Genomic DNA, 24,091 nt, shown 5'->3' on the forward strand with positions numbered 1-24,091 from the left:
GCGACTAAGGCAGACTGGTACAGGTGAGCACAGACGATCCCGTCCTTTCCGCCAAAGGCCGCGGCCTTCCCCGCATGAGCGCGGGCGTCACCGAGCGCAGCGCCCACGAGCCCGACCAGGGCGGCCACTTCGGTGTCTACGGCGGCCGGTACGTTCCCGAGGCGCTGATGGCGGTGATCGAGGAGGTCACGGCCGAGTACGACAAGGCCCGCGGAGACGACGCCTTCCTCGCCGAACTCGACCGCCTGCAGCGCGACTACACCGGCCGTCCCTCGCCGGTGTACGAGGCCACCCGGCTGAGCGAGTTCGCGGGTGGTGCGCGACTACTGCTCAAGCGGGAAGACCTGAACCACACGGGTTCTCACAAGATCAACAACGTTCTCGGCCAGGCGCTGCTCGCGAAGCGGATGGGCAAGACCCGGGTGATCGCGGAGACCGGGGCCGGCCAGCACGGCGTCGCCACCGCCACCGCCTGCGCGCTGCTCGGCCTCGAATGTGTCGTGTACATGGGCGAGGTCGACACCAAGCGGCAGGCGCTCAACGTCGCCCGGATGCGGCTGCTCGGCGCCGAGGTGATCCCCGCGATCACCGGCTCGGCGACCCTCAAGGACGCCATCAACGAGGCGCTGCGCGACTGGGTCACCAACGCGCACAACACCTACTACTGCTTCGGCACGGCGGCCGGCCCGCACCCGTTCCCGGTGATGGTGCGCGACTTCCAGCGCATCATCGGCCTCGAGGCGAGGGCGCAGGTGCTGGCGCACACCGGCAGGCTGCCCGACGCGGTCGCGGCCTGCGTCGGCGGCGGTTCCAACGCCATCGGGATCTTCCACGCCTTCCTCGACGATCAGTCGGTGCGCCTGGTCGGCCTCGAGGCCGGCGGCGACGGCGTCGAGACCGGCAGGCACGCGGCGACCATCGGGGGCGGCACACCGGGCGCGCTGCACGGCGCCTACTCGTACCTGCTGCAGGACGAGGACGGCCAGACGATCGAGTCGCACTCGATCTCCGCCGGCCTCGACTACCCGGGTGTGGGACCCGAGCACTCGCACCTCAAGGACATCGGCCGCGCCGAGTACCGGTCGGTCACCGACACCGAGGCGATGGACGCGCTCGCGCTGCTCAGCCGCCGCGAGGGCATCATCCCCGCGATCGAGTCCGCGCACGCGCTCGCCGGCGCGCTGAAGCTCGGCCAGGAACTCGGCGAGGGCGCGATCGTGCTCGTGAACATCTCCGGTCGCGGCGACAAGGACGTCGACACCGCCGCGAAGTGGTTCGGCCTCTTCCCCGACGACGACACCGACGCCAGTGCCACGGAGGAAACCTCGAAATGAGTGAACAGCAGCAGTCCCGGCTGGGCGACCTCTTCGCGCAGTGCCGGGCGGAGAACCGGGCCGCGCTGGTCGGCTACCTGCCCGCCGGCTACCCCGACCTGCCCCGGTCGATCGAGGCGTTCGAGACGCTGGTCGAGTCCGGGTGCGACCTGATCGAGGTCGGCATCCCGTACAGCGATCCGGTGATGGACGGTCCGACCATCCAGGCCGCCGCCGACGAGGCCCTGACCGCGGGCTTCCGCGTGCGGGACGTGTTCACCGTCGTCGAGGCCATCTCGAAGGCGGGCGGCAAGGCGGTCGTCATGACCTACTGGAACCTCGTCCTCAAGTACGGTGTCGACAACTTCGCGCGTGACCTCGCCGCCGCAGGCGGCCTCGGCATCATCACCCCCGACCTGATCCCCGACGAGGCGGCCGACTGGATCGCCGCGTCCGACCGGCACGGCCTGGACCGGATCTTCCTGGTGGCGCCCTCCTCGACCGCCGAGCGCCTCGCGACGACCGTCGACTCGTGCCGCGGCTTCGTCTACGCGACGTCGACGATGGGCGTCACCGGCGCCCGCGCGGCCGTGTCCAACATGGCACCGGAACTGGTCGCGCGGGTGCGCACGCACTCCGACATCCCGGTCGGCGTCGGGCTCGGCGTCAAGTCGGGCGCGCAGGCCGCCGAGATCGGCGCCTACGCGGACGCCGTCATCGTGGGGTCCGCGCTGGTGACCGCCGTCGCCGAGGGCCCGGAGGCGTTGCGGGCGATCACCACCGAACTCGCCGCCGGCGTGCGCTCGGCTACCGTGGCGTCGTGACCTCGACCGTCGACATCCTGGCGTACATCCCGAGCCCGCCGCAGGGGGTGTGGAACATCGGCCCGGTGCCGCTGCGCGCCTACGCCTTCTTCATCATCGTCGGCATCATCGTGGCCATCGTGTGGGGCGACCGTCGGTGGGTCGCGCGCGGCGGGGAGCAGGGCACGGTCCTCGACGTCGCGATCTGGGCGGTCCCGTTCGGCCTGATCGGCGGTCGGCTCTACCACGTCGCCACGGACTGGACGACCTACTTCGGTGCGGGCGGGCATCCCGCCGACGCGTTGAAGATCTGGCAGGGCGGCCTCGGAATCTGGGGCGCGGTGCTGCTCGGCGGCGTCGGCGCCTGGATCGGCTGCCGCCGGCTCGGGGTGTCGGTGGCGGCGCTCGGTGACGCGATCGCGCCCGCGATCCTGCTGGCGCAGGCGATCGGGCGGATCGGCAACTACTTCAACCAGGAGCTCTACGGCCGCGAGACCACGGTGCCGTGGGGTCTCGAGATCTACGAGCGGGTCAACTCCGCGGGCCGCGTCGACATGCTGAACGGCACCTCGACCGGGGTGGTCGAGCGGGTCGTGCACCCGACCTTCCTGTACGAGCTGGTCTGGAACCTGCTGATCGTGGTGCTGCTGGTGTGGGTGGACCGCCGCTTCCGGATCGGGCACGGACGCCTGTTCGCGCTGTACGTCGCCGGGTACTGCGTCGGCCGGTTCGTCGTCGAGCTCCTGCGCGACGACCACGCGACGCACATCGCCGGGATCCGGATCAACGTGTTCACCTCGGTGATCGTGTTCCTCTGCGCGGTCGCCTACTTCGTGCTCGCGAGGAAGGGGCGGGAGACGCCCGCCGAACTGCGGATCGGGAAGGCCCGCGAGACGTATCTGGCGGAGCACTCGGAGGATCCGCCGTCCGCGGACGTGACGGAGCGCGCCGCGGCGACGACCGACCCGGGCACGCCGAAGACGAGCACCACCGAACTGGGGGGCGACGACACGTGACCGGACCTACCGACGACTGGCAGCAGCGGATCGAGAACGGCCTGCCGTTCGAGCCGACCGCCGACGAGCAGGCCACGGGGTTCCCGAACGCCGGGTACTCGGCCGGGCTTCCGCCTACCTCCGGTCCGGTGTACGGCTCGCCCGGCAGCGGCCCGGGGTATCCACCGCCTGCGTCGGGCGCCGCGGCGGCGGGCGCCGGACAGCCGTACGGCGCCCCACAGTTCCCGCCGCCCCAGCAGTACGGTGCGCAGCCCGGTTACCCGACGCAGTACCCGCAGCAGTTCGCTGCGACTCCCGGCTACGGTTACCCGGGCGCGGACCCGGGCGCACCGTTCGGTCGGGACCCGCTGACCGGCGAACCGATGTCGGACAAGTCGAAGACGACGGCGGGACTGCTGCAGATGCTGCTGCCGTTCGTCGGCGTGTGCGGGGTGGGACGGCTCTACACCGGCAGCACCGGCATCGGGCTCGCGCAGCTGCTCGGCTTCTGGTTCGGCGTGTTCGCCACCGTCCTGATGGTCGGATTCGTCATCTTCCCGGTGATCTGGGTGTGGTCGTTCGTCGACGGGATCATCATGCTGTCGGGTGGCGTCCAGGACGGCCAGGGCCGCAAGCTCCGCAGCTGAATCTCGTCCCCTTCTTCACCCTGATCCATCGGCGTAACCCCTGCTAGACTGTGCGCACCCGAGTGTGACGCTCGGAAATCCCTTCGGGCAGAGTCGTCCCGGTACCCCGAAGTAGCACTTCCGCGGACACCCGATCAGGCAGCCGGCGGATCTCGCTACCGCAAGGTTCCCGGAGCAGCGCCCGAACGCGCCACACCGGCGGCATTCCGTGCCGACGTGGAGGTGCCCAGGTGCTGTTCTCGCAGATGCCCGCGCCGCAGGGCCTGTACGACGCTGCGCGGGAAACCGATTCCTGCGGCGTCGCGATGGTGGCCGACATCCACGGCCGCCGTTCGCACGGCATCGTCGCCGACGGCCTTCTCGCGCTGGAGAACCTCGAGCACCGCGGGGCGGCCGGGGCGGAGCCGAACAGCGGCGACGGGGCCGGAATCCTGCTGCAGTTGCCCCTCGACCTGCTCACCGACGTCGCCGGGTTCGCGCTGCCCGCCCCGACCGCGGACGGCGCGAACACCTTCGCGGCGGGCATCTGCTTCCTGCCGCAGGACGAGGCGGCCCGATCGGCCGCGATGGACCGCATCCATTCGATCGCCGCCGAGGAGGGGCTCGAGGTGCTCGGCTGGCGGGACGTGCCCGTCGACCCGGACGGCGCGGACGTCGGGGTCGCGGCCCGAGACTGTATGCCGCACATGAGTCAACTGTTCGTCGTGGCGCCGCCGGGCCCGGCCGGACGGCCCGCCGGACTCGACCTCGACCGGCTGGTCTACGCGCTGCGCAAGCGTGCCGAACAGGTCACCGCCGAGGTAGAGGCGGAGGGCAGCGGGGTGTACTTCCCGTCCCTGTCGAGCCGGACCATCGTGTACAAGGGCATGCTGACGACCGCCCAACTGTCGGCCTACTTCCCGGACCTGCGCGACGCGCGGTGCGCCAGCGCGATCGCGATCGTGCACAGCCGCTTCTCGACGAACACCTTCCCGTCCTGGCCACTGGCGCACCCGTTCCGGTACGTCGCGCACAACGGCGAGATCAACACCGTGCGCGGCAACCGGAACCGGATGCGCGCCCGCGAGGCGATGCTGGCGAGCGACCTGATCCCCGGCGACCTGCGCCGGCTGTACCCGATCTGCACGCCCGAGGCCTCCGACTCGGCGTCCTTCGACGAGGTGCTCGAGCTGCTGCACCTCGGCGGCCGTGGCATCGCGCACGCGGTGATGATGATGGTGCCCGAGGCGTGGGAGAACGACGAGGCGATGGCCCCCGAGCGGCGCGCCTTCTACCGCTATCACGCCTCGCTGATGGAGCCGTGGGACGGTCCGGCGTGTGTGACGTTCACCGACGGCACCCAGGTGGGTGCGGTGCTCGATCGCAACGGCCTCCGCCCGGGCCGGTGGTGGCAGACCGTCGACGGCCGGGTGATTCTCGCCAGCGAGTCCGGCGTCCTGGACGTGCCGCAGTCGCAGGTGCTCGCGAAGGGCAGGCTCGAGCCGGGCCGGATGTTCCTGGTCGACACCGCCGCCGGGCGGGTGGTGCCCGACGCCGAGGTCAAGATGTCGCTGGCCACCGAGCAGCCTTACGGCGAGTGGTTGCACGCCGGGCTGCTCGGGCTCGGGGAACTGTCCGAGCGCGAACCGGTCGCGCACCCGCACGAGAGCGTGGTGCGCCGTCAGGTGGCGTTCGGCTACACCGAGGAGGACCTGCGGATCCTGCTCGCGCCGATGGCCGCCCGTAGTGGGGAACCGTTGGGTTCCATGGGAACCGACACCCCGGTCGCGGTGCTCTCGCAGCGCTCCCGGCTGCTCTACGACTACTTCGTGGAGTTGTTCGCGCAGGTGACCAATCCGCCGCTCGACGCCATCCGCGAGGAGGTCGTCACCTCGCTGACCCGGGTGATGGGGCCGGAACAGAACCTGCTCGCACCGAGCGCCGCCTCCTGTCGGCAGATCGTGCTGCCGTGGCCGGTCCTGGACAACATCGAGCTGAGCAAGATCATCCACATCAACGACGACGGTGACCTGCCGGGATTCGCGGCGACGGTGCTGCGGGCCCGTTACGACGTCGAGCGCGGCGGGGTGGGCATGGCCGAGGCGATCGAGGACCTGCGGGCCCGTGCCAGCGCGGCGATCGCGGCCGGCAGCCGCATTCTGGTGCTCTCCGACCGGGACTCCGATCACACCTACGCGCCGATCCCGTCGCTGCTGGCGGTGTCGGCGGTGCACCACCACCTGGTGCGCACCAAGGAGCGCACCAAGGTCGCCCTGGTGGTCGAGTCGGGTGACGCGCGCGAGGTGCACCATCTGGCGTTGCTGATCGGCTTCGGTGCGGCGGCGGTCAACCCGTACCTGGCGATGGAGTCGATCGAGGACCTGGTCAGCGAGGGGGAGTTGACCGGCGTGGAACCGGCGGTCGCGGTCCGCAACTATCTGACCGGCCTCGGCAAGGGCGTGCTCAAGGTGATGTCGAAGATGGGCATCTCGACCGTCGGCTCCTACACGGCCGCGCAGGTGTTCGAGGCGATCGGTCTCGACCGCGACCTCGTCCACGAGTACTTCCGCGGGACGGTCAGCAAGCTCGGCGGCGTCGGCCTCGACGTGCTCGCCAGGGAGGTGCGGATCCGGCATCGGCTCGCCTACCCGGACAACCCGACCGACCGGGTGCACCGACGACTCGACGTGGGCGGTGAGTACCAGTTCCGCCGCGAGGGCGAGTTGCACGTGTTCACCCCGGAGACGGTGTTCCTGCTCCAGCACGCCACCCGCACCGGCAAGCACGAGGTGTTCGCGCGCTACAGCGAGGAGGTGAACCGGCTCGCGGCCGAGGGCGGCGCGCTGCGTGGGCTGTTCCGGTTCCGCGACGGCCTGCGCCCGCCGGTCCCGCTGGACGAGGTGGAGCCGGTCGAGTCCATCGTGACCCGGTTCAACACCGGTGCCATGAGCTACGGGTCCATCTCGGCGGAGGCGCACGAGACGATGGCGATCGCCATGAACAACCTTGGCGGACGGTCGAACTCGGGCGAGGGCGGCGAGGACGCGGACCGGTTGTACGACGACCGCAGACGGAGCGCCGTCAAGCAGGTGGCCAGCGGTCGCTTCGGCGTCACCAGCGACTACCTGATCAATGCCAGCGACATCCAGATCAAGATGGCGCAGGGCGCCAAGCCGGGGGAGGGTGGCCAGCTGCCCGCGTTCAAGGTCTACCCGTGGGTGGCCAAGACCAGGCACTCGACGCCGGGGGTCGGGCTGATCTCGCCGCCGCCGCACCACGACATCTACTCGATCGAGGACCTCGCCCAGCTGATCCACGACCTGAAGAACGCCAACGAGAGGGCCCGGGTGCACGTCAAACTGGTCAGCTCGGTGGGGGTGGGGACCGTCGCGGCCGGAGTGTCGAAGGCGCACGCCGACGTGGTACTCATCTCCGGACACGACGGCGGCACCGGCGCGTCCCCGCTGACCTCGCTCAAGCACGCGGGCGCGCCCTGGGAGATCGGGCTCGCCGACGCCCAGCAGACGTTGGTGCTCAACGGACTTCGAGACCGCATCACCGTGCAGTGCGACGGCGGCATGCGGACCGGGCGGGACGTGATGGTCGCGGCGCTGCTCGGGGCGGAGGAGTACGGCTTCTCCACCGCGCCGCTGGTGGTCGCGGGCTGCATCATGATGCGGGTCTGCCACCTCGACACCTGCCCGGTCGGCGTCGCCACCCAGAATCCGGTGCTGCGCAAGCGGTTCACCGGCAGGCCGGAGTTCGTCGAGGAGTTCTTCCGGTTCGTCGCCGAGGACGTCCGCGGTTACCTGGCCCAGCTCGGGTTCCGCAGCGTGGACGAGGCGGTCGGTCACGCCGACGCGCTGGAGACGGCGGAAGGGGTGGCGCACTGGAAGGCCCGCGGCCTGGACCTGTCGCCGATCTTCGTGATGCCGACCGACGGCGACGGGAACCGGCTGTCGCAACGGCGTCGTCAGCGGGACCAGGACCACGGCCTGGACCTGGCGCTGGACCGCAGCCTGATCCAGCTCGCGGAGGGGGCGCTCGAGGACGCCCACCCGGTGCGCCTGGAGCTGCCCGTCCGCAACGTGAACCGCACCGTCGGCACGCTGCTCGGTGCCGAGGTGACCCGCCGATACGGCGCGGCCGGCCTGCCCGACGACACGATCCGGGTCCGGCTGACGGGGTCGGCGGGGCAGTCGCTCGGCGCGTTCCTGCCTCCGGGCATCACGATCGAGATGATCGGCGATGCGAACGACTATGTCGGCAAGGGTCTTTCGGGTGGCCGAATCGTCGTCCGGCCCGCGGCGGACGCGTTGTTCGAGGCGGAGGAGCAGGTGATCGCCGGCAACACCCTCCTCTACGGGGCCACCTCGGGCCAGGTGTTCCTGCGCGGACAGGTCGGGGAGCGTTTCGCGGTCCGCAACTCCGGCGCCGTCGCGGTTGTCGAGGGGGTGGGTGACCACGCGTGCGAGTACATGACCGGTGGTCGCGTCGTGGTGCTCGGACCGACCGGCCGCAACCTCGCGGCGGGCATGTCCGGCGGGATTGCCTACGTGCTCGATCTGGACCCGGCGAACGTGAACACCGCGATGGTGACGTTGCAACGCCCGGACCCCGACGACCTGGCGTGGCTGCGCGAGATCGTCACCGCGCACCGGGACCGGACCGGCTCGCCGGTCGCGGCGTCCGTGCTCGCCGACTGGCCGCGGCGCAGTTCGCTGCTGACCAAGGTCATGCCCACCGACTACCAGCGGGTGCTCGACGCGACCCGGATGGCGCGTGCCGAGGGGCGCGACGTCGACGCGGCGATCATGGAGGCGGCTCGTGGCTGATCCGCAGGGTTTCTTGAAGGTTCGCAAGAAGGACGCGCCCAAACGGCCGGTCGCCGAACGGGTCCGCGACTGGCACGAGGTGGCCGCGCCGCAGACGGCGGCCGAACGGGCCCGCGAGGTCGCCGAGCAGGCGACGCGCTGCATGGACTGTGGAATCCCGTTCTGCCACTCGGGGTCCGCGGGCTGCCCGCTCGGCAATCTGATCCCGGAGTGGAACGACCTGGTCCGGCGGGACCGGTGGACCGCGGCGGGTGACCGCCTGCACGCGACCAACAACTTCCCGGAGTTCACCGGCCGGGTGTGCCCGGCACCGTGCGAGGCGGCGTGCGTGCTCTCGATCGCCGAGAACGACACCGGTGGCGCGGTGACCATCAAGCGGATCGAACAGGCGATCGCGGACGCGGCCTGGGAGGGCGGCACGGTGTCCGCGCAACTGGCGACGATCAGTACCGGAAAGTCCGTTGCCGTGGTCGGCTCCGGTCCGGCGGGCCTGGCGGCGGCGCAGCAGTTGACCCGTGCGGGCCACGACGTGACGGTCTTCGAGCGTGACGACCGGCTCGGCGGACTGTTGCGCTATGGCATCCCGGAGTTCAAGCTCGAGAAGGCGGTCGTGGAGCGGCGGCTCGGCCAGATGCGAGCCGAGGGAACACATTTCGTCACCGACTGCGAGGTCGGCGTCGACATCACGGTGGAGCAGGTGCGGGCCCAGTTCGACGCGGTCGTGGTCGCCGTCGGCGCCCTGCGGGCACGGGACAACGCGACCGTGCAGGGGCGTGAGCTGAAGGGCATTCACCTCGCGATGGAACACCTCGTGCTCTCCAACAAGGAATGCGAGGGCGACGGTGCCACCCCGGTCACCGCGAAGGGCAAGCACGTGGTGATCATCGGCGGCGGCGACACGGGCGCCGACTGCCTCGGCACCGCGCACCGGCAGGGCGCACTGTCGGTGACCCAGCTCGACTACCACCCGGAACTGCCCGCCGTTCGCGACGACGAGCGCTCACCCTGGCCGTCGTGGCCGATGGTGCTGCGCACGTCGCCTGCGCACGCGGAGGGCGGAATGCGCCGGTACGAGGTTGCGGTACAACGGTTCCTGGGCGACCAGGACGGTCAGGTCCGCTCGATGGTGCTGGCCGAGGTGACGGTCACCCGCGACGCCGACGGCCGCCGACACGTGACGCCGGTCGGTGAGGAGGTCGAGTTGCCCTGCGACATGGCACTTCTGGCGATCGGATTCGAGGGAGTCGAATACGGCAGGTTGCTCGACGACTTCGAGCTCACGCTCACCAGGAACGGCACCCTCTCGTGCGGTCCGGACTGGCAGACCAGTGCGCCCGGGGTGTTCGTGTGCGGGGACGCGCATCGCGGGGCGTCGCTGGTGGTGTGGGCGATCGCCGAGGGCCGCGCGGCCGCGCACGGCGTCGACGCGTTCCTGACCGGGCACTCGGATCTGCCGTCGCCCGTGCATCCGACGGCACTTCCGCTCGAAGTCCTCTGACCAGCAGGTGACACATCAGTGAACTGTTCTCACTGTTCATTTCGTTCACGGGGTGCGAATAGATCTGAATCGGTTCACCGATTAGGCTTGACGTCGTGACTCGACGGACAAAGATTGTGTGCACCCTGGGACCCGCAACCGCGACCGGGGACCGTATCCGAGAACTCGTCGAAAGCGGCATGGACGTCGCCCGACTCAACTTCAGCCACGGCGCGCATGCCGACCACGAGGAGAACTACCGTCGGGTGCGGGACGCCTCCGACGTGACCGGCAAGGCGGTCGGCATCCTCGCCGACCTGCAGGGCCCGAAGATCCGGCTCGGCCGCTTCGCCCAGGACCGCACGGTGTGGGAGAACGGCGAGCAGGTGCGGATCACGGTCGACGAGTGCGAGGGCACCCACGACCGGGTCTCGACCACCTACAAGGAACTTGCCCGGGACGCCAAGGCGGGCGACCGTCTGCTCGTCGACGACGGCAAGGTCGGCCTCACGGTCGACCACGTCGACGGCAACGACGTGGTCTGCACGGTGACCGAGGGCGGGCCGGTCAGCAACAACAAGGGCGTGTCGCTGCCGGGCATGGACGTCTCGGTGCCCGCGTTGTCCGAGAAGGACATCGAGGACCTCGAGTTCGCGCTGGGTCTCGGTGTGGACTTCATCGCCCTCTCGTTCGTCCGGTCGCCCGCCGACGTCGAGCTCGTGCACGCCGTGATGGACCGCGTCGGCCGGCGTATTCCGGTGATCGCGAAGCTCGAGAAGCCGGAGGCGATCGAGAACCTCGAGGCGGTCGTGCTCGCGTTCGACGCGGTGATGGTGGCCCGCGGCGACCTGGGCGTCGAGCTGCCGCTCGAGCAGGTGCCGCTCGTGCAGAAGCGTGCCATCCAGATCGCGCGCGAGAACGCGAAGCCGGTCATCGTCGCGACGCAGATGCTCGAGTCCATGATCGAGAACTCCCGGCCCACCCGCGCCGAGGCCTCCGACGTCGCCAACGCCGTCCTCGACGGTGCCGACGCGGTGATGCTCTCCGGTGAGACCTCGGTCGGCAAGTTCCCGATGGAGACCGTGCAGACGATGGCCCGCATCGTCGAGGCGGTCGAGAGCGAGTCCACCCGGGTGCCCCCGCTCACGCACGTGCCGCGCACCAAGCGCGGGGTGATCTCCTACGCCGCCCGCGACATCGGCGAGCGACTCGACGCCAAGGCGCTCGTCGCGTTCACCCAGTCCGGCGACACGGTCCGGCGCCTGGCGCGGCTGCACACCCACCTGCCGCTGCTCGCCTTCACCCCGCTGCCCGAGGTGCGCAGCCAGCTGACCCTGACGTGGGGAACGGAGACGTTCCTGGTCTCGCCGGTCTCGACGACGGACCAGATGATCGGGCAGGTGGACACCGCGTTGCTCGGCCTCGGCCGGTACAACAAGGGCGACCAGGTCGTGATCGTCGCGGGTTCCCCGCCCGGCACGGTCGGCTCGACCAACCTCATCCACGTCCACCGCATCGGCGAAGAGGACCACTAGGTGACCGACGCGGGGGAGCTCGAGCGCGCACAGGACCTGGACGTCCTGCTCGACCTGCTGGACCTCGAACAGATCGACGAGGACGTCTTCGTCGGGCAGCATCCTGCACAGGCCCAGCTCGGCAGCCGGACGTTCGGCGGTCAGCTGGTGTCGCAGGCGATGGTGGCCGCCGGCCGGACCGTGGACGGCGACCGGCCGGTGCACGCGATCAATGCGCACTTCATCCGGGGCGGCGACGTCAAGGCGCCGATCGAGTACCGGGTGCAGCGGCATCGGGACGGTCGGGCGTTCGCGAACCGACAGGTCACCGCGTACCAGGACGGTCACGAGCTGATGGTCGTGCTCGCCGCGTTCCAGGACTGGGGCCGCGGGCTCGAGCACGCGGTCGAGGTGCCGGAGGTGCCCTTCCCGGAGTCGTTGCCGCCCTTGGGTGATCACTTCGTCGGGTACGAGGACCGGCTGCAGATGTTCGTCAACGCGCTCAAGCCGATCGACATGCGGTACGCCAACGACCCCACCTGGATCCTCAAGGGCACCGGCGAGACGCTCAACCACAACCGCGTCTGGATGCGGGCGGACGGGCGGCTGCCCGACGACCCCCTGCTCCACGTCGCGACCATGGGCTACGCCTCGGACACCACGGTGCTGGACTCGATCATCACCACGCACGGTCTGTCCTGGGGACTGGACCGAATCGTCGCGGCGACGGTGAACCACTCGATGTGGTTCCATCGGCCGTTCCGCTTCGACGACTGGACGCTGTACGCGACGGAGTCGCCGGTCGCGGCCGGCTCGCGCGGCCTGGCGACCGGGCGGTTCTTCTCCCTCGAGGGCGAGCTCCTCGCTACGGTCGTACAGGAGGGGTTGATCCGGCACTTCCCGAAACGGGGCTGACTCCGGGACAGGAGGTGGCAGTGGGCTTTTCGACGCTCGCCTTCATCTCGGTGATCGCCCTGCTCGGGCCCGCGGTGGCGTATCGGCAGCGATGGCACCTCCCGGTGGTGCTCGGCGAACTCGTAGCGGGGGTGGTGGTCGGCGCGACCGGTCTCGGCCTGCTCGACGCGAGCGACCCGACACTGATGCTGTTCGCGGACATCGGTTTCGCACTGGTCATGTTCGTGGCGGGGACCCACGTGCCGATGCGCGACGCGAGCCTGCGCCCGGCGCTGGCGCGGGGCGCGGCGGCGGCGATCGTGGTCGGGGTGCTCGCCGTGCCCGCGGGCATCGGCATCGCACGGGCCTTCGGGACCGGCCACGCGGGGCTCTATGCCGTGCTGATCGCGTCCTCGTCGGCCGCGCTGGTGCTGCCCATCGTCGACTCGCTGCGGCTGGGTGGGACGTCGGTGCTGCAACTGGTCGCGCAGGTCGCGGTCGCGGACACCGTGTGCATCGTCGCGCTTCCGCTGATGATCGATCCGTCGCACGCGGCGCGGGCCGCGCTCGGCGCGCTGGCCGTCGCCGGGTGTGCGGTGCTCGTGTACGGATTCTTCCGTGCGCTGGAATACCACGACCTGCGCCGCCGGCTGCACCGCGTCTCCGAGGACCGCAAGTTCGCGATGGAACTGCGGATCAACCTGGGCATCCTCTTCGGGCTGGCCGCGCTCGCGGTGTGGAGTCACGTCTCGATCATGCTGGCCGGCTTCGCGCTCGGCCTCGCGGTCGCGGCGGTGGGGGAGCCGCGGCGGCTCGCACGCCAACTGTTCGGCATCACCGAGGGATTCTTCGGTCCCCTGTTCTACGTCTGGCTCGGCGCCTCGCTGAACCTCCGCGAACTGGTGGATCACCCGTCGTACACAGTCCTCGGGCTGGTCCTCGGACTGGCGACGGTGGCGGTGCACTGCGCGGCCCGGCTCCTCGGTCAGCCGCTGTCGCTCGGCGCGTTGGCCGCCGCACAACTAGGCATCCCGGTCGCCGCCGCGACGATCGGAACCCAGTTGCACCTGCTCAACGAGGGGGAGGCGCCGGCGTTGATTCTCGGTGCGCTGGTCACCATCGGGTTCGCGTCCGTGGCGGGCGGCGTTGCGGCGCGACACGGATTGACGAGGTCGTAGCCGGGAGGCGTGGCCCGGGCGACCGGCAGGATCGTCGCGGCGGGGTCAGGTCGTCGAATGGTGCTGTGCGGAGATCGAATCCGTTGACCCGACAGTGCCGCAGGGCCGGGGTTAAACTGCGCCATCGGTCTCGCCCGCTGACGGGGGATGTCAATGTCGCAAACGTCCGGATTCGACTGGAATCACGAGGTGGCGAACACCTTGCTCTGGACGCTGCGGGCGTTCGGGATCTCGGCGGTGTGCTTCCTGCTGATCGCCCTGTTGCTCGTCCGGTTCACCCGGTGGGGCCGACAGTTCTGGCACATCAGCGGACCCTATTTCACCGGGCGTTCCAGCTGGCGGGTGTGGGCGCTGTTCGCGGCGGTGCTGTTGTTGACGGTGCTCGCGGTGCGGATGACGGTACTGCTCTCGTACCAGGGCAACGACATGTACACCGCCATCCAGCGGGCCGCTCAGGCGTTCGCCCAGGACGACTCCGCCGCGCTCGACGAGGCGGAGTCGGCCTTCTGGCGAAGCCTGCTGATCTTCGGGATCCTGGCCACTGTTCACGTGATCCGTACCCAGCTCGACTACTTCGTCGGGCAGGCCTTCGACATCCGGTGGCGGGTGTGGCTCACCGACCACATCACCTCCGACTGGCTGCACGGTCGCGCGTTCTACCGGGACAGGTTCGTCGGCGACCCGATCGACAACCCGGATCAGCGAATCCAGGCCGATATCACCGATTTCGTGCAGATTTCACGGAGCCTGTCGATGGGCGCGGTCGGAGCGGTGATCTCGCTGGTGTCGTTCACCAAGATCCTGTGGGACCTGTCGGGGCCGATGACGGTCTTCGGCACCGAGATCCCCCGGGCGATGGTCTTTCTCGTGTTCACGTACGTGTTGGTGTCCACGGTCATCGCGTTCTGGATCGGCAGGCCGTTGATCTGGTTGAGTTTCTGGAACGAGCGGTTGACCGCGAACTTCCGTTACGCCCTGGTCCGGGTCCGCGACGGATCCGAGAATGTCGCGTTCTACCGAGGTGAACACGTCGAACGGCACGGTCTGCTCGGACGATTCGCCGCCGTCATCCGCAACTACTGGCGAATCGTGTTCCGAACACTGAAATTCGACACCTGGAACCTGGTGGTCAGCCAGATCTCGGTGGTGTTCGCCTTCATCATCCAGGCGCCGCGGTTCTTCTCCGGCGCGATCACCCTCGGCGACATGACGCAGTCGGCCACGGCCTTCGGCCAGGTGCACGATTCGCTGTCCTTCTTCCGCGAGTCCTACGCCACCTTCGCCGGCTACCGCGCGAGCTTGCTGCGACTGAACGGACTGCTCGAGACCGACCACGATTCGCGGGCGCTGCCGACCCTCGACACCGTGCTGCTCGACAACGCCCTCGAACTCCACGACGTTCACGTGCGCAGGCCGGACGGCGAGGCCCTGATCACCGGCCTCCATCTGCAGATGGCGCCGGGGGAGACCTTGGTCGTCAAGGGTCGTTCGGGCAGTGGCAAGACCACGTTGCTGCGCAGCCTGGCCGAGCTGTGGCCCTACACCGAGGGGCAGGTCCGGCGGCCGTCGGACACGGAAACGCTGTTCCTCTCCCAGATGCCGTACCTGCCGCTCGGTGACCTGCGCACGGCAATCGCGTATCCGGGCACCACCGACCGCCTGGACGACGAGACGATCCGCGCGGTGCTGGGCAAGGTTCAGCTGGGCAACCTGGTCGGTCGGCTCGACGAGGAGGCAGACTGGGCGAAGATCCTCTCGCCCGGTGAGCAGCAGCGCATCGCGTTCGCCCGGATCGTCCTGATCCGGCCGACGTTGGCCTTCCTCGACGAGGCGACGTCGGCGGTCGACGAGGGACTCGAGTACTCGCTCTACAGCCTGATCAGGACCGAGGTGCCCGACTGCATGCTGGTCAGCGTCAGTCACCGCAGCACCGTCGACCAGCATCACGCACGACAGTTGGAGTTGGCCGGGGACGGCCCGTGGGAGCTCTCGCCGGTGCCGGCCTAGCTCACGGCCGCCAACCGCTGGGCATGTGCTCGTCGGCGAAGGCGAGTTTGATGCGGATCAGCTCGGATCGGTTGGGCCGGCCCGACTTCATCAGCAGCCCCTCGTGTTCGGCCTGCTGGTCGTACTGCTGGATCTGACCCGCGTCCATCTTCACTCCGACGAGGGGACGTACCGGTCCCGGCCTAGGCATGGCTCGACCCTGTGTGGCGCACGTGTAGTCGGTTCGCCGTTGCCGGCCGTGCTGTCGCGCTCAAGGTGACCTCCCCGGGATCGTAGACCGCGTTGTCGTGCCGAGATGTGGTGCCTGGTGGTGGGCGTCCGAACCCGCGAACGCGCCGGTAGTCGATCTGTTGGCATGCAATGTAGCGAATGGGGACATACCAGTTAGTTGGTTTGGCGTAATTTCCTGGACGTTTGTCCGAGCACTCCCGTGGGATGGGACTGCGCGTGCCTGATTGCGGGACGGGCGGGCAGGCTGGCGGGGTGAACACCGTCGATGCAGTTTCCGAAATCCAGTCCCTGCTGGCGCGATTGGCCCACCTCGCGGACGACGGGACCGTCGAGGAGTACCTCGCGAACTTCACCGAGGACGCGGTGTGGGAGTCCTCGGCCAACCCCGCCACCGGCATGGCGGCCCAGGCCCGCACCGGCGTCGCGGAGATCGAGACCGGTGTGCGGGACCGTCGCGCGGCGGGCATCCAGGGCCCCGGAACCGCGACGCGGCACGTCCTGACCACGGTGGCGGTGACGGCCCCCGACGGCGCGGCGGCGACGGCCACCGCGTACTGGACGTTCTTCGTCGAGACGACCACCGCGCCGCGGCTGTCCAGCATCGGTCGCTACGACGACGTCCTGCGACTCGAGGACGGCGTGTGGCGACTGGCCCGCCGTACGGTGACCATCGGCTAGGGGCGCCGCGGATCACGATCGGACGACGCCGCAGGCCTCGCGACCTCGGCATATAACGATTCCGCAGAGTCTCCGTGCGGACGGGGCATCGGTAATACCGTGGAAGCCACGGCGTGACTCATGTTGCTGGTGTGACGGAGGTCTGTCTGATGCGTGCCGCCTCGACATCCGGACCGGGCCGACTGCGATCGGCGGTACTCCTGCTGGTGGCGGCCGTGGTCGTGCCGATGGGAGTCGCACTCGGCACGACCGGCACCGCGGCCGCGAACCCGTACGACCGCTTCCACGAGGACTGGGTTCCGGCGCCCGGCGGCGTCGGGCACATCAAGGTGCGCATGTGGCTCGCGAACAACGGCAGCAACCGTGCCGTCTACCTCCTCGACGGACTCCGGGCGACCGACGACGTCAGCGGCTGGGAGCACGAGACGAACGCCGCGTGGCTGTCCGACCACGGTGTCAACGTCATCGAACCGGTCGGCGGGGAGTCGAGCTTCTACAGCGACTGGTACTTCCCGAACAACTTCACCAATCAGCCCTACACCTACACGTGGGAGACCTTCCTCACCCGGAACCTGCCGGATCACCTCGCGCGGAACTACGGCATCAGCCGGTCGAGCAATGCGGTGGTGGGGCTGTCGATGGGCGGCAACGCGGCGCTGATCCTGGCCGCGCACCACCGCGACCAGTTCACCTTCGCCGGCACGATGTCCGGGTACCTGAACCTCTCGGCGCCGGGAATGCGCGAGGCGATCCGCATCGCGATGCTCGATGCCGGGCTGTACAACTCGGACTGCATGTGGGGCCCGCCGTGGGATCCCGCGTGGCTCGTCCACGACCCCTTCGTCCAGGCGGAGGGTCTGCGTGGGCTGCCGATGTGGGTGTCGGCGGGCAGCGGGCTGCCCGGGCCGCAGACCCGGCCGGCCTACCCGATCGACTACCTCGACACCGCGACCGGGATGGGCCTCGAGGCGCTCTCGCTCGCGCAGACCCGCGCGTTCCAGGTCCGACTCCTCACGATGGGAATCGATACCGCGCACTTCGACTTTCCGCCCGCGGGCATCCACGCCTGGCCGTACTGGCAGGACCAGCTGTGGGCGATGCTCCCGATGATGAAGAGCGCGATCGAGGCCTGACGGAGACGCACCCGGACCTCGGGTGACACGTTGACCTGATTGTGCCGATTCGGCCCCCGTGCGGAGCCGAATGCTCGTACACTCCAGCCGAATCCACCCACACTCGAGGTCAAGGCGGCTGCCGTGAATCGCTCCCGACCGGTCGGGAGGGCCGCCGCCGCGGCGGTGCTCACCGGCCTCGTCTTCGCCGTGTCGCCGTCCGCGGTGCACGCCGACGCCGGCCGGGTGACGGCCGGGGACGACGGATTCGCCTCGACGACCTCGGTCGGACTGCACAACACCTACGAGCGGGCCAAGTACGACCGCCTCACCGACGCCCTCGACGCAGGTTCCTCCCTGATCGAGATCGACGTCTGGACCAACGTCGCCGGTCCGGGCTGGCGGGTGTCGCACAGCAATCCCGTTGGCAGTGACAGCAACTGCTCGAACGGTTCGATGTCGATGCAACTGACGGGCGACCCGGACCAGGGTCTCGGCGATTGCCTCTCGGACCTTCGGGTGTGGCACGACGCCAATCCCGGCCATCGACCGATCACGGTCAAGCTGGAGCTCAAGGACGGCTTCACCGCGGGTTTCGCGCGTGGCCCGGCCGATCTGGATCTGCTGCTCCGAAATCGGCTGGGCGACGCACTGTTCCGTCCTGCCGCGCTCGTCGGTGACAGCGGTCGCACGCTCGACGACGCGGTGCGTGCGGACGGCTGGCCGACCCGCGAGGCGATGGCGGGCACCTTCATGATCGAGTTGATCCCCGGCACGGTCGAGGAGTCGAACCCGCTCGACGACCTCTGGTCCGATCGCGAGTACGCCCTCCATCTGCGTCAGCTGGCGGCCGCAGGGCAACTGGACCGGGCCGCCGCCTTCCCGGCCGTGCACCGGGCACAGGCCGGTGATCCCCGGGCCCGCTACGAGCAGCCGCTGCGGCCGTGGTTCGTGGTCTTCGACGGTGACGCGGCCGCGTACGCGGACGGCGGGATCGACACCGGGTGGTACCGCGACAACCACTACCTGCTCGTGATGACCGACGCGCACAGCGTCGCCCCGCCGATCGCCTCGGTGGCTCCCACCGAGGCGCAGGCGCGTGCGCGAGTCGCGGAGCTGGCGGCGCGGTCGGCGAGCATCGTCACCTCCGACTGGACGGCGGTGCCCACCGTGTTGTCCGAGGTCGTTCCGCGGGGTTAGGTCGCGGTCGGCATTGCCAGCGTCGTCAGGTCCCCGTCGGTGGCCGAGCGGATCACCACCGGCTGATCGGGACGCGAGAGGTCGAGCATGAGGTCCGGACCGACCGCGCTCAGCAGCGCGGGCCGGAGGGTGACCGGATCGAAGGCGAGCGTGACTTCGGGCCCGGTGACGGTCGCCGGCACGGAAAGTCGGTCCTGCCCGTCGCCGCCGCCGATCGTCAGCTCGCCGCCGCCGACCGTGCACCGGATCGGAGTGTCGCGGACCGCGTCCAGTGCGTCGAGGAGCGCCAGTCGGGGCACGACCACGCGGGTTCGGGTCGGTGCGAGCGCGGCCAGCATGCCCCGGTAGTCCGGGTAGGGCTCGTCGATCACGGTGCAGTCGAACCGATTCCCCCCCGCGTGCAGTGTGAGCCGGGCGGCGGTGGCGGTCAATCCGATCTCGCCCTCGCCGCGCAGCCCGGACGCCGCGGTCGCGAGTTCGTCCGCCGCGACGACCGCCGACCACGATTCGCCCGCCTGCTGGGGGAGGACCAGGGATCGTGTCGAGAGCAGGTAGCGGTCGGTGGCGGTCAGGGTCAGTGATCCAGGCGTCGCCTCGACCAGGATGCCTCGCAGTACCGGGATCGTGCGGTCGCGCGCGGCGGCGGGGAGCACCTGGCCGACGGCATCGGCCAGGTGGGTGCCCGCCAGCGTCGGGCGGCCCGTCGCGGGGTCGGTACCGAGCGCACGCTTGACCGCGTCGGCGACCGCGGCGCCGTCGCGAGCTCGCCGTTCGAGGTCGAGGACGTGCTCGTCGAGCAGTCGTGCGGCTCGATCCGGGTCACCCGCGAGCACCATCGCGACAGCGTCGATCGGCATGCCGATCTCCCGGAGGCGACGAATCATCACCGCCTGCGCTCGCTGCTGCCCCGAGTAGTAGCGGTAGCCCGACGACGCGTCGACCCTGGCGGGCACCAGGAGTCGGCAGTCGTCGTAGAACCGCAGGGCACTCGGCGTGAGTCCGCTCGCGCGGGCGAGAACGCCGATCGTGATCCATTCGTCTGTCGCGTCGTCAGTCACGAGGCCCATCATGGAGCCTCAGGTAACCCGAAGGTCAACCCGCGCGTCAGCGAAAGAGTCCGGCGACGAACCGGGCCTCGTCCTGTTCGGCGTCGTAGATGGTGCGGATGTGATCGCCGGGGTACACCCGGAAGTCCGGGCGTGTGCCGGCCAGCTTCATGTCCGCGATCAGCGCGAGCGTCAGCGGAATCGGCACGACGGCGTCGCGCGCGCCCTGGGCGATGAACAGGGGCCGGTCGAAACCTGAGGTGGGCACCTGGAGGTAGTCGCGCAGCGCGGCGAGCAGGGCGGGGTTGGCCAGTGAACGAGAGAGCATCTGCGCCACAGACACATTCGCACTGAGCTTGGCGAACTGCGCGTACGGCAGGTTGGGTGCCGCATCGACGAGGCGGCGGCCGACGGGGGTGAGGTAGCTGTCCACGTTCAGCTCGGGGTGGACGTCACGCATCCCCGCGATCACGAAGGTCATGAAGTTGGTCAGTCCGGCGAACAGCCCCGAGGGCGGGAACCACGGACCCGCGAGCGGCGCGAGGTTCTCGATGTTCGACGGCACGCCATTGGCCACGGCGCCGCGATAGTCCAATTCGGGGGCGTAGCGCGTGGCCGCATGCGCGGTGAACACCGCGGCGTGACCTCCCTCGGAGAGGCCCACCACCGCCCACCTGGGGGAGAGGGACCGATCGAGGGCGCGGGCGGCGCGGACCGAGTCGACCACCGCATGTGCGGACACCTGGCCGTCCAGATATGGCGGCACCCCCTCGGTGCCCAGTCCGACGTAGTCGGTGGCCGCGACCGCATACCCACGACCGAGCCAGTCGTTGACGTAGGCCCGGGGGTCGTTGTCGACGCCGGTGACCGAGGGAGCGTCGAAGTCGGAGTCCCCGACGGTGCCGTGCGCCCAGGCGATGACCGGCCAGCCGCCGGCCGGGGGCGGGCCGGGCGGGACGAAGACCATACCGGTCGACGGTGTGATGCCGCGCGGGCCTGTGGTGAGGTAGGTCAACCGCCACGCGGTGCCTGCACCGGGCAATGTGAGATTCGCGGGCAACGGCGCGGACTCGAGCACCGCGCCCGGCGCCTGCCTGACCGGCGCGGCCGCAGCCTGGGTCCACCCGGCGTCGACCAGGGGTACCGCCACCGTCGCAGCGATCGCCGTCACCGCCATCGATCGCAGGGAGCCCCGCCGCCTCATTCGCCGAAAGTAGCTCAGTGGGGCGGTTCTCCCGGCGCCTTGGCGGAATCGATGCCCAGTCGATATTTCGAGTGCGCGAGGTTCGGTAGCCTGTTGCGCGTGGCGGCACCGCCGGGGGACGAGGAGGCGACATGCCGGACAGCCTCGAACTACGGGTGCTCGGCCCGGTCTCCGCAGTCCGGGGCGGGCAGCAGCTCGATCTCGGCGGTGCCCGCCAGCGAGCCCTGTTCGCGGCACTCGTCCTCGCGTATCCGCGTTCTGTGTCCGCGGAGCGGCTGCTCGGCCAGGTGTGGCACGACCTCGCCGCACCCAAGCTCAGTTCACTTCACGTCGCGATCTCGAAGCTGCGGGACGCGCTGAGCCCGCAGCGGGCCCGGCGTACCGACGGTGTGGTGGTGCGCGAGGGCAAGCGGTACGTGCTGGCCGTCGACCGCGAGTGTGTCGACGCGTCGAGATTCGAGGACCTGGTCCGGCGCGGCTCCGCGGCCTCGGCGGACGAAGCCATCGGCTGCTATCGGGAGGCACTCGAGCTGTGGCGAGGGTCCGCGTATGCGGACATCGCGGGGGCTGAGTTCGCGGCGCCGGAAGTTGCCAGACTAGCCGCCCTTCGCCTGTCTGCCCGAAAGTCCCTACTCGCCGTGGAGATCTCCCGCGGCCGGTTTGCGGAGGTGCTCCCTGACGCCGAGGCGGTCGTCGCGGAGCACCCGCTGGACGAACGTGCATGGGAGCTGCTTGTCCTCTCGCTCTACCGCAGCGGCAGACAATCCGACGCGTTGGCCGCGCTGCGCCGGGTGCGGGCCGTTCTCGACGACGAACTCGGTATCGACCCGGGCATCGGACTGAGGGAACTCGAGGTCGCCGTCCTGACCCAGGACGAGGCGCTGGACCCCGTGCGCGAGGTGGTGCGCCTCGAGGTGCCGCGCCTGTCGCAATTGCCGGTTCCGCGTACCCGATTCGTCGGGCGCGCCACCGACGTCGACTCGGTGACAGCCCTGCTCGACGATCGTCCGCTCGTCACCCTCGTGGGGCCCGGCGGGGTGGGTAAGACCCGGCTGGCGGTCGAGGTGTGCCGAACCCGCGTGGACGCGGACGGTCCGTGGCTGGTGGACCTGGGCACTCTGGCCGACGGCGCGCTGCTCGTCGCCGCGACGGCCGCCGCGCTGGGACTGCCGGGCGTCGGCACCGTCGAACACCTCGCGGACGTGTTGTCCTCCCGCGAGACGCTGGTGATCTTCGACAACTGCGAGCACGTGGTCGCCGACGCCGCCCGAGTGGTGACCGTCCTCCTGGACCGATGCCCGCAGGTCCGCGTGCTCGCCACCAGTCGCGAGCCGCTCGACGTGGACGGGGAAGTGTTGCACGAGGTTTCGCCGCTGGCACCCGACACCGCGGTCGACCTCTTCGCAGTCCGGGCAGCCGGTGTGGTTCCCGGCTGGACACTCGGCGATGACAACCGCGATGCGGTGCGGACGATTTGCGTTGAACTCGACGGGGTGCCGCTCGGCATCGAGCTCGCGACCGCGCAACTCCGCGTGCTCTCGGAGCAGCAGATCGCGGACGGGCTGGGCGATCGGTTCACGCTGCTGCAGGGCGGGTCACGCAGTGCCCCACCGAGACAGCGCGGCCTCGCCGACACCATCGAATGGAGCTACCGACTCCTCGACGACGAGCAGTCGGCGCTGCTACGCCGGGTGGCCGTGTTCGCGGAGAGCTTCGACCTCGCGGGCGCCGCAACGATGAGCGGGGCCGCGACCGCCGTCGCAGCGGTGGCGCCGCTGACCGCACTGGTACGGCGATCACTGCTGATGGTGTTGCCTGGTACCTCGCCTCGGCGCTATCGAATGCTGCAGACCATCAGGGCCTTTGCGCTCGAGCAGGCGGTGCCCGCCGAGCGGGTTCGGAGCGAGGCCGCGCACCGAGCGTACGTGCTGGCACGGGTGAACGCCGCTCACGCGGGACTGTACGGAACCCACTCCGCAGCGACCATGCGCGAGCTGTCCGACGATCAGGCCGAGCACCGAGCAGCGCTGGTGTCGGCGTTGGCGGTGGGTGACGCGCATTACGCCCTCGAACTGTCCGGCGGGCTGTACTGGTTCTGGTACCGGATGGGCCGGATAGGCGAAGGACTCGGGTTCCTCACCGCCGCCCTCGAAGCGGTGGCGGCCGACGGGCGGCCCCCCGACCCGAGGGTCCTCGCTCGCGCTCAGTCGGGCACCGCGTCGTTGATTTACCTCACCGGTGACCGGGCGGGCGCGGCCCGCGCCGCACAGGCCGCGGCCGACGCCTGGGAGGCGTCGGGCGATGCGGCCGAGGCCGCCCGACTGACTGCGTGGCTCGGCTACTTCCTGTCGATGGACGGCGCCCACGGCGAGGGACTCGACATCGTCTGCCGGAGCGCCGAGCGCGCCCGCGACCTGGGCTCCGACTTCGCCGAGGCGGACGCCCGGATGGTGCTCGGCATGGTGCTGCGCACCCACGGCCGCCCGGCCGAGGCGCGGGCCGCGCTGACAACCGCGATCGCGCTCGCCGAACGGATCGGCAACAGGTGGGCCGTCGGCTCGTCGATCTGGGCGATGATGAAGTCCGCGATGGACGTCGGCGACCTGGAGTCCGCGATGTCGTCGGCGAGGGACATGCAGACGGTGCTCGAGGTCGACGGCGACGTGACGTCGTGGCTGGTCCTGATCCACACGTCCGCCGCGGTGCTGGCCCGGGCGGGCCATCCGGTCGAAGCGGCCGTCCTCGCGGGCGCGGTTCAGGCGCAGGGTAGCCGGATCGGATTCCTGCCCGAGTGGATGGATCCGGTGGACGGGCCGCGGGAGGCGGCCGCGGTGCGGGACGCGCTCACCGTCGAGGACTACCAGCGGCACACCGGGGTAGGGGCGGATCTGGGTCGCGCCCAGATCAACGCGATGCTCGCCGATGTGCTCGAACGGTGGGTGCCAAGCATGTCGTAAGAGAACGGTAAGTGGGCGCGT

The 24,091-nt window shown here is 70.0% G+C and carries 17 protein-coding genes; 14 read left to right on the plus strand and 3 right to left on the minus strand.

What is annotated here, in order from left to right:
- The first annotated feature begins 74 nt into the window (after positions 1 to 74).
- From trpB to ACFVH2_RS14470, 10 genes are all read left to right on the plus strand, one after another.
- The gene (trpB, locus tag ACFVH2_RS14425; RefSeq protein WP_378425003.1) at positions 75 to 1,334 is read left to right on the plus strand and encodes a tryptophan synthase subunit beta; all 1,260 of its coding nucleotides are present in this window, start codon (positions 75 to 77) and stop codon (positions 1,332 to 1,334) included.
- Positions 1,331 to 2,137, plus strand: a complete 807-nt coding sequence (trpA, locus tag ACFVH2_RS14430; protein ID WP_378424870.1) for a tryptophan synthase subunit alpha — start codon at positions 1,331 to 1,333, stop codon at positions 2,135 to 2,137. Before trpB ends, trpA begins: the two co-directional genes overlap by 4 nt.
- Positions 2,134 to 3,132, plus strand: a complete 999-nt coding sequence (gene lgt / locus ACFVH2_RS14435) for a prolipoprotein diacylglyceryl transferase (RefSeq protein ID WP_378424868.1) — start codon at positions 2,134 to 2,136, stop codon at positions 3,130 to 3,132. The genes trpA and lgt overlap by 4 nt, the downstream gene beginning before the upstream one ends.
- On the plus strand, positions 3,129 to 3,758 hold the full coding sequence (locus ACFVH2_RS14440; protein WP_378424866.1) for a TM2 domain-containing protein: 630 nt from the start codon (positions 3,129 to 3,131) through the stop codon (positions 3,756 to 3,758). The genes lgt and ACFVH2_RS14440 overlap by 4 nt, the downstream gene beginning before the upstream one ends.
- Before the next feature lie 230 nt (positions 3,759 to 3,988).
- Positions 3,989 to 8,572: a glutamate synthase large subunit gene (gene gltB, locus ACFVH2_RS14445; protein ID WP_378424864.1), complete on the plus strand. Its 4,584-nt coding sequence runs from the start codon at positions 3,989 to 3,991 to the stop codon at positions 8,570 to 8,572.
- Complete coding sequence (locus tag ACFVH2_RS14450; protein ID WP_378424862.1) at positions 8,565 to 10,070, plus strand: glutamate synthase subunit beta; 1,506 nt, start codon at positions 8,565 to 8,567, stop codon at positions 10,068 to 10,070. The genes gltB and ACFVH2_RS14450 overlap by 8 nt, the downstream gene beginning before the upstream one ends.
- A gap of 95 nt (positions 10,071 to 10,165) precedes the next feature.
- Entirely contained in the window at positions 10,166 to 11,584 is a 1,419-nt protein-coding gene (pyk, locus tag ACFVH2_RS14455; protein ID WP_378424860.1) for a pyruvate kinase, read from the plus strand.
- Entirely contained in the window at positions 11,585 to 12,478 is an 894-nt protein-coding gene (locus tag ACFVH2_RS14460) for an acyl-CoA thioesterase II (RefSeq protein ID WP_378424858.1), read from the plus strand.
- A gap of 20 nt (positions 12,479 to 12,498) precedes the next feature.
- Positions 12,499 to 13,635, plus strand: a complete 1,137-nt coding sequence (locus ACFVH2_RS14465) for a cation:proton antiporter (RefSeq protein ID WP_378424856.1) — start codon at positions 12,499 to 12,501, stop codon at positions 13,633 to 13,635.
- A gap of 153 nt (positions 13,636 to 13,788) precedes the next feature.
- A complete protein-coding gene (locus tag ACFVH2_RS14470; RefSeq protein WP_378424855.1) occupies positions 13,789 to 15,642 on the plus strand; it encodes an ABC transporter ATP-binding protein/permease in 1,854 nt (617 codons plus the stop codon).
- Between the two features lies 1 nt (position 15,643).
- Here the strand turns inward: ACFVH2_RS14470 and ACFVH2_RS14475 are convergent, their stop codons facing one another.
- Entirely contained in the window at positions 15,644 to 15,790 is a 147-nt protein-coding gene (locus ACFVH2_RS14475; protein ID WP_378424852.1) for a hypothetical protein, read from the minus strand.
- A gap of 335 nt (positions 15,791 to 16,125) precedes the next feature.
- Between ACFVH2_RS14475 and ACFVH2_RS14480 the strand changes: the two genes are divergently transcribed.
- The 3 genes from ACFVH2_RS14480 to ACFVH2_RS14490 all read left to right on the plus strand — a co-directional run bounded on the left by ACFVH2_RS14480 (position 16,126) and on the right by ACFVH2_RS14490 (position 18,863).
- The gene (locus ACFVH2_RS14480; RefSeq protein WP_378424850.1) at positions 16,126 to 16,551 is read left to right on the plus strand and encodes a nuclear transport factor 2 family protein; all 426 of its coding nucleotides are present in this window, start codon (positions 16,126 to 16,128) and stop codon (positions 16,549 to 16,551) included.
- 149 nt (positions 16,552 to 16,700) lie between these two features.
- A complete protein-coding gene (locus ACFVH2_RS14485; protein ID WP_378424848.1) occupies positions 16,701 to 17,684 on the plus strand; it encodes an alpha/beta hydrolase in 984 nt (327 codons plus the stop codon).
- A gap of 123 nt (positions 17,685 to 17,807) precedes the next feature.
- Entirely contained in the window at positions 17,808 to 18,863 is a 1,056-nt protein-coding gene (locus ACFVH2_RS14490) for a phosphatidylinositol-specific phospholipase C domain-containing protein (protein WP_378424846.1), read from the plus strand.
- Here ACFVH2_RS14490 and ACFVH2_RS14495 read toward each other — a convergent pair.
- Positions 18,860 to 19,921 (minus strand): MerR family transcriptional regulator, encoded by a 1,062-nt coding sequence (locus ACFVH2_RS14495; protein WP_378424844.1) that lies wholly within the window; start codon positions 19,919 to 19,921, stop codon positions 18,860 to 18,862. The two genes, ACFVH2_RS14490 and ACFVH2_RS14495, sit on opposite strands and share 4 nt — an antisense overlap.
- A gap of 46 nt (positions 19,922 to 19,967) precedes the next feature.
- A complete protein-coding gene (locus ACFVH2_RS14500; RefSeq protein ID WP_378425001.1) occupies positions 19,968 to 21,086 on the minus strand; it encodes a lipase family protein in 1,119 nt (372 codons plus the stop codon).
- A gap of 158 nt (positions 21,087 to 21,244) precedes the next feature.
- Here ACFVH2_RS14500 and ACFVH2_RS14505 point away from each other — a divergent pair, with 158 nt between their 5' ends.
- On the plus strand, positions 21,245 to 24,070 hold the full coding sequence (locus ACFVH2_RS14505; protein WP_378424842.1) for a BTAD domain-containing putative transcriptional regulator: 2,826 nt from the start codon (positions 21,245 to 21,247) through the stop codon (positions 24,068 to 24,070).
- The last annotated feature ends 21 nt before the right edge of the window (positions 24,071 to 24,091 follow it).

This window comes from Rhodococcus sp. NPDC127527 (assembly GCF_042672245.1).
GTDB lineage: Bacteria > Actinomycetota > Actinomycetes > Mycobacteriales > Mycobacteriaceae > Rhodococcus_G.

What these genes read in the sequence shown, in the direction of transcription:
- trpA (WP_378424870.1), top strand. Translation starts at nt 1,331, where the DNA reads ATGAGTGAACAGCAGCAGTCCCGGCTGGGCGACCTCTTCGCGCAGTGC.
- trpB (WP_378425003.1), top strand. Translation starts at nt 75, where the DNA reads ATGAGCGCGGGCGTCACCGAGCGCAGCGCCCACGAGCCCGACCAGGGC.
- ACFVH2_RS14505 (WP_378424842.1), top strand. Translation starts at nt 21,245, where the DNA reads ATGCCGGACAGCCTCGAACTACGGGTGCTCGGCCCGGTCTCCGCAGTC.
- ACFVH2_RS14500 (WP_378425001.1), bottom strand. Translation starts at nt 21,086, where the DNA reads ATGGCGGTGACGGCGATCGCTGCGACGGTGGCGGTACCCCTGGTCGAC.
- ACFVH2_RS14475 (WP_378424852.1), bottom strand. Translation starts at nt 15,790, where the DNA reads ATGGACGCGGGTCAGATCCAGCAGTACGACCAGCAGGCCGAACACGAG.
- ACFVH2_RS14485 (WP_378424848.1), top strand. Translation starts at nt 16,701, where the DNA reads ATGCGTGCCGCCTCGACATCCGGACCGGGCCGACTGCGATCGGCGGTA.
- ACFVH2_RS14470 (WP_378424855.1), top strand. Translation starts at nt 13,789, where the DNA reads ATGTCGCAAACGTCCGGATTCGACTGGAATCACGAGGTGGCGAACACC.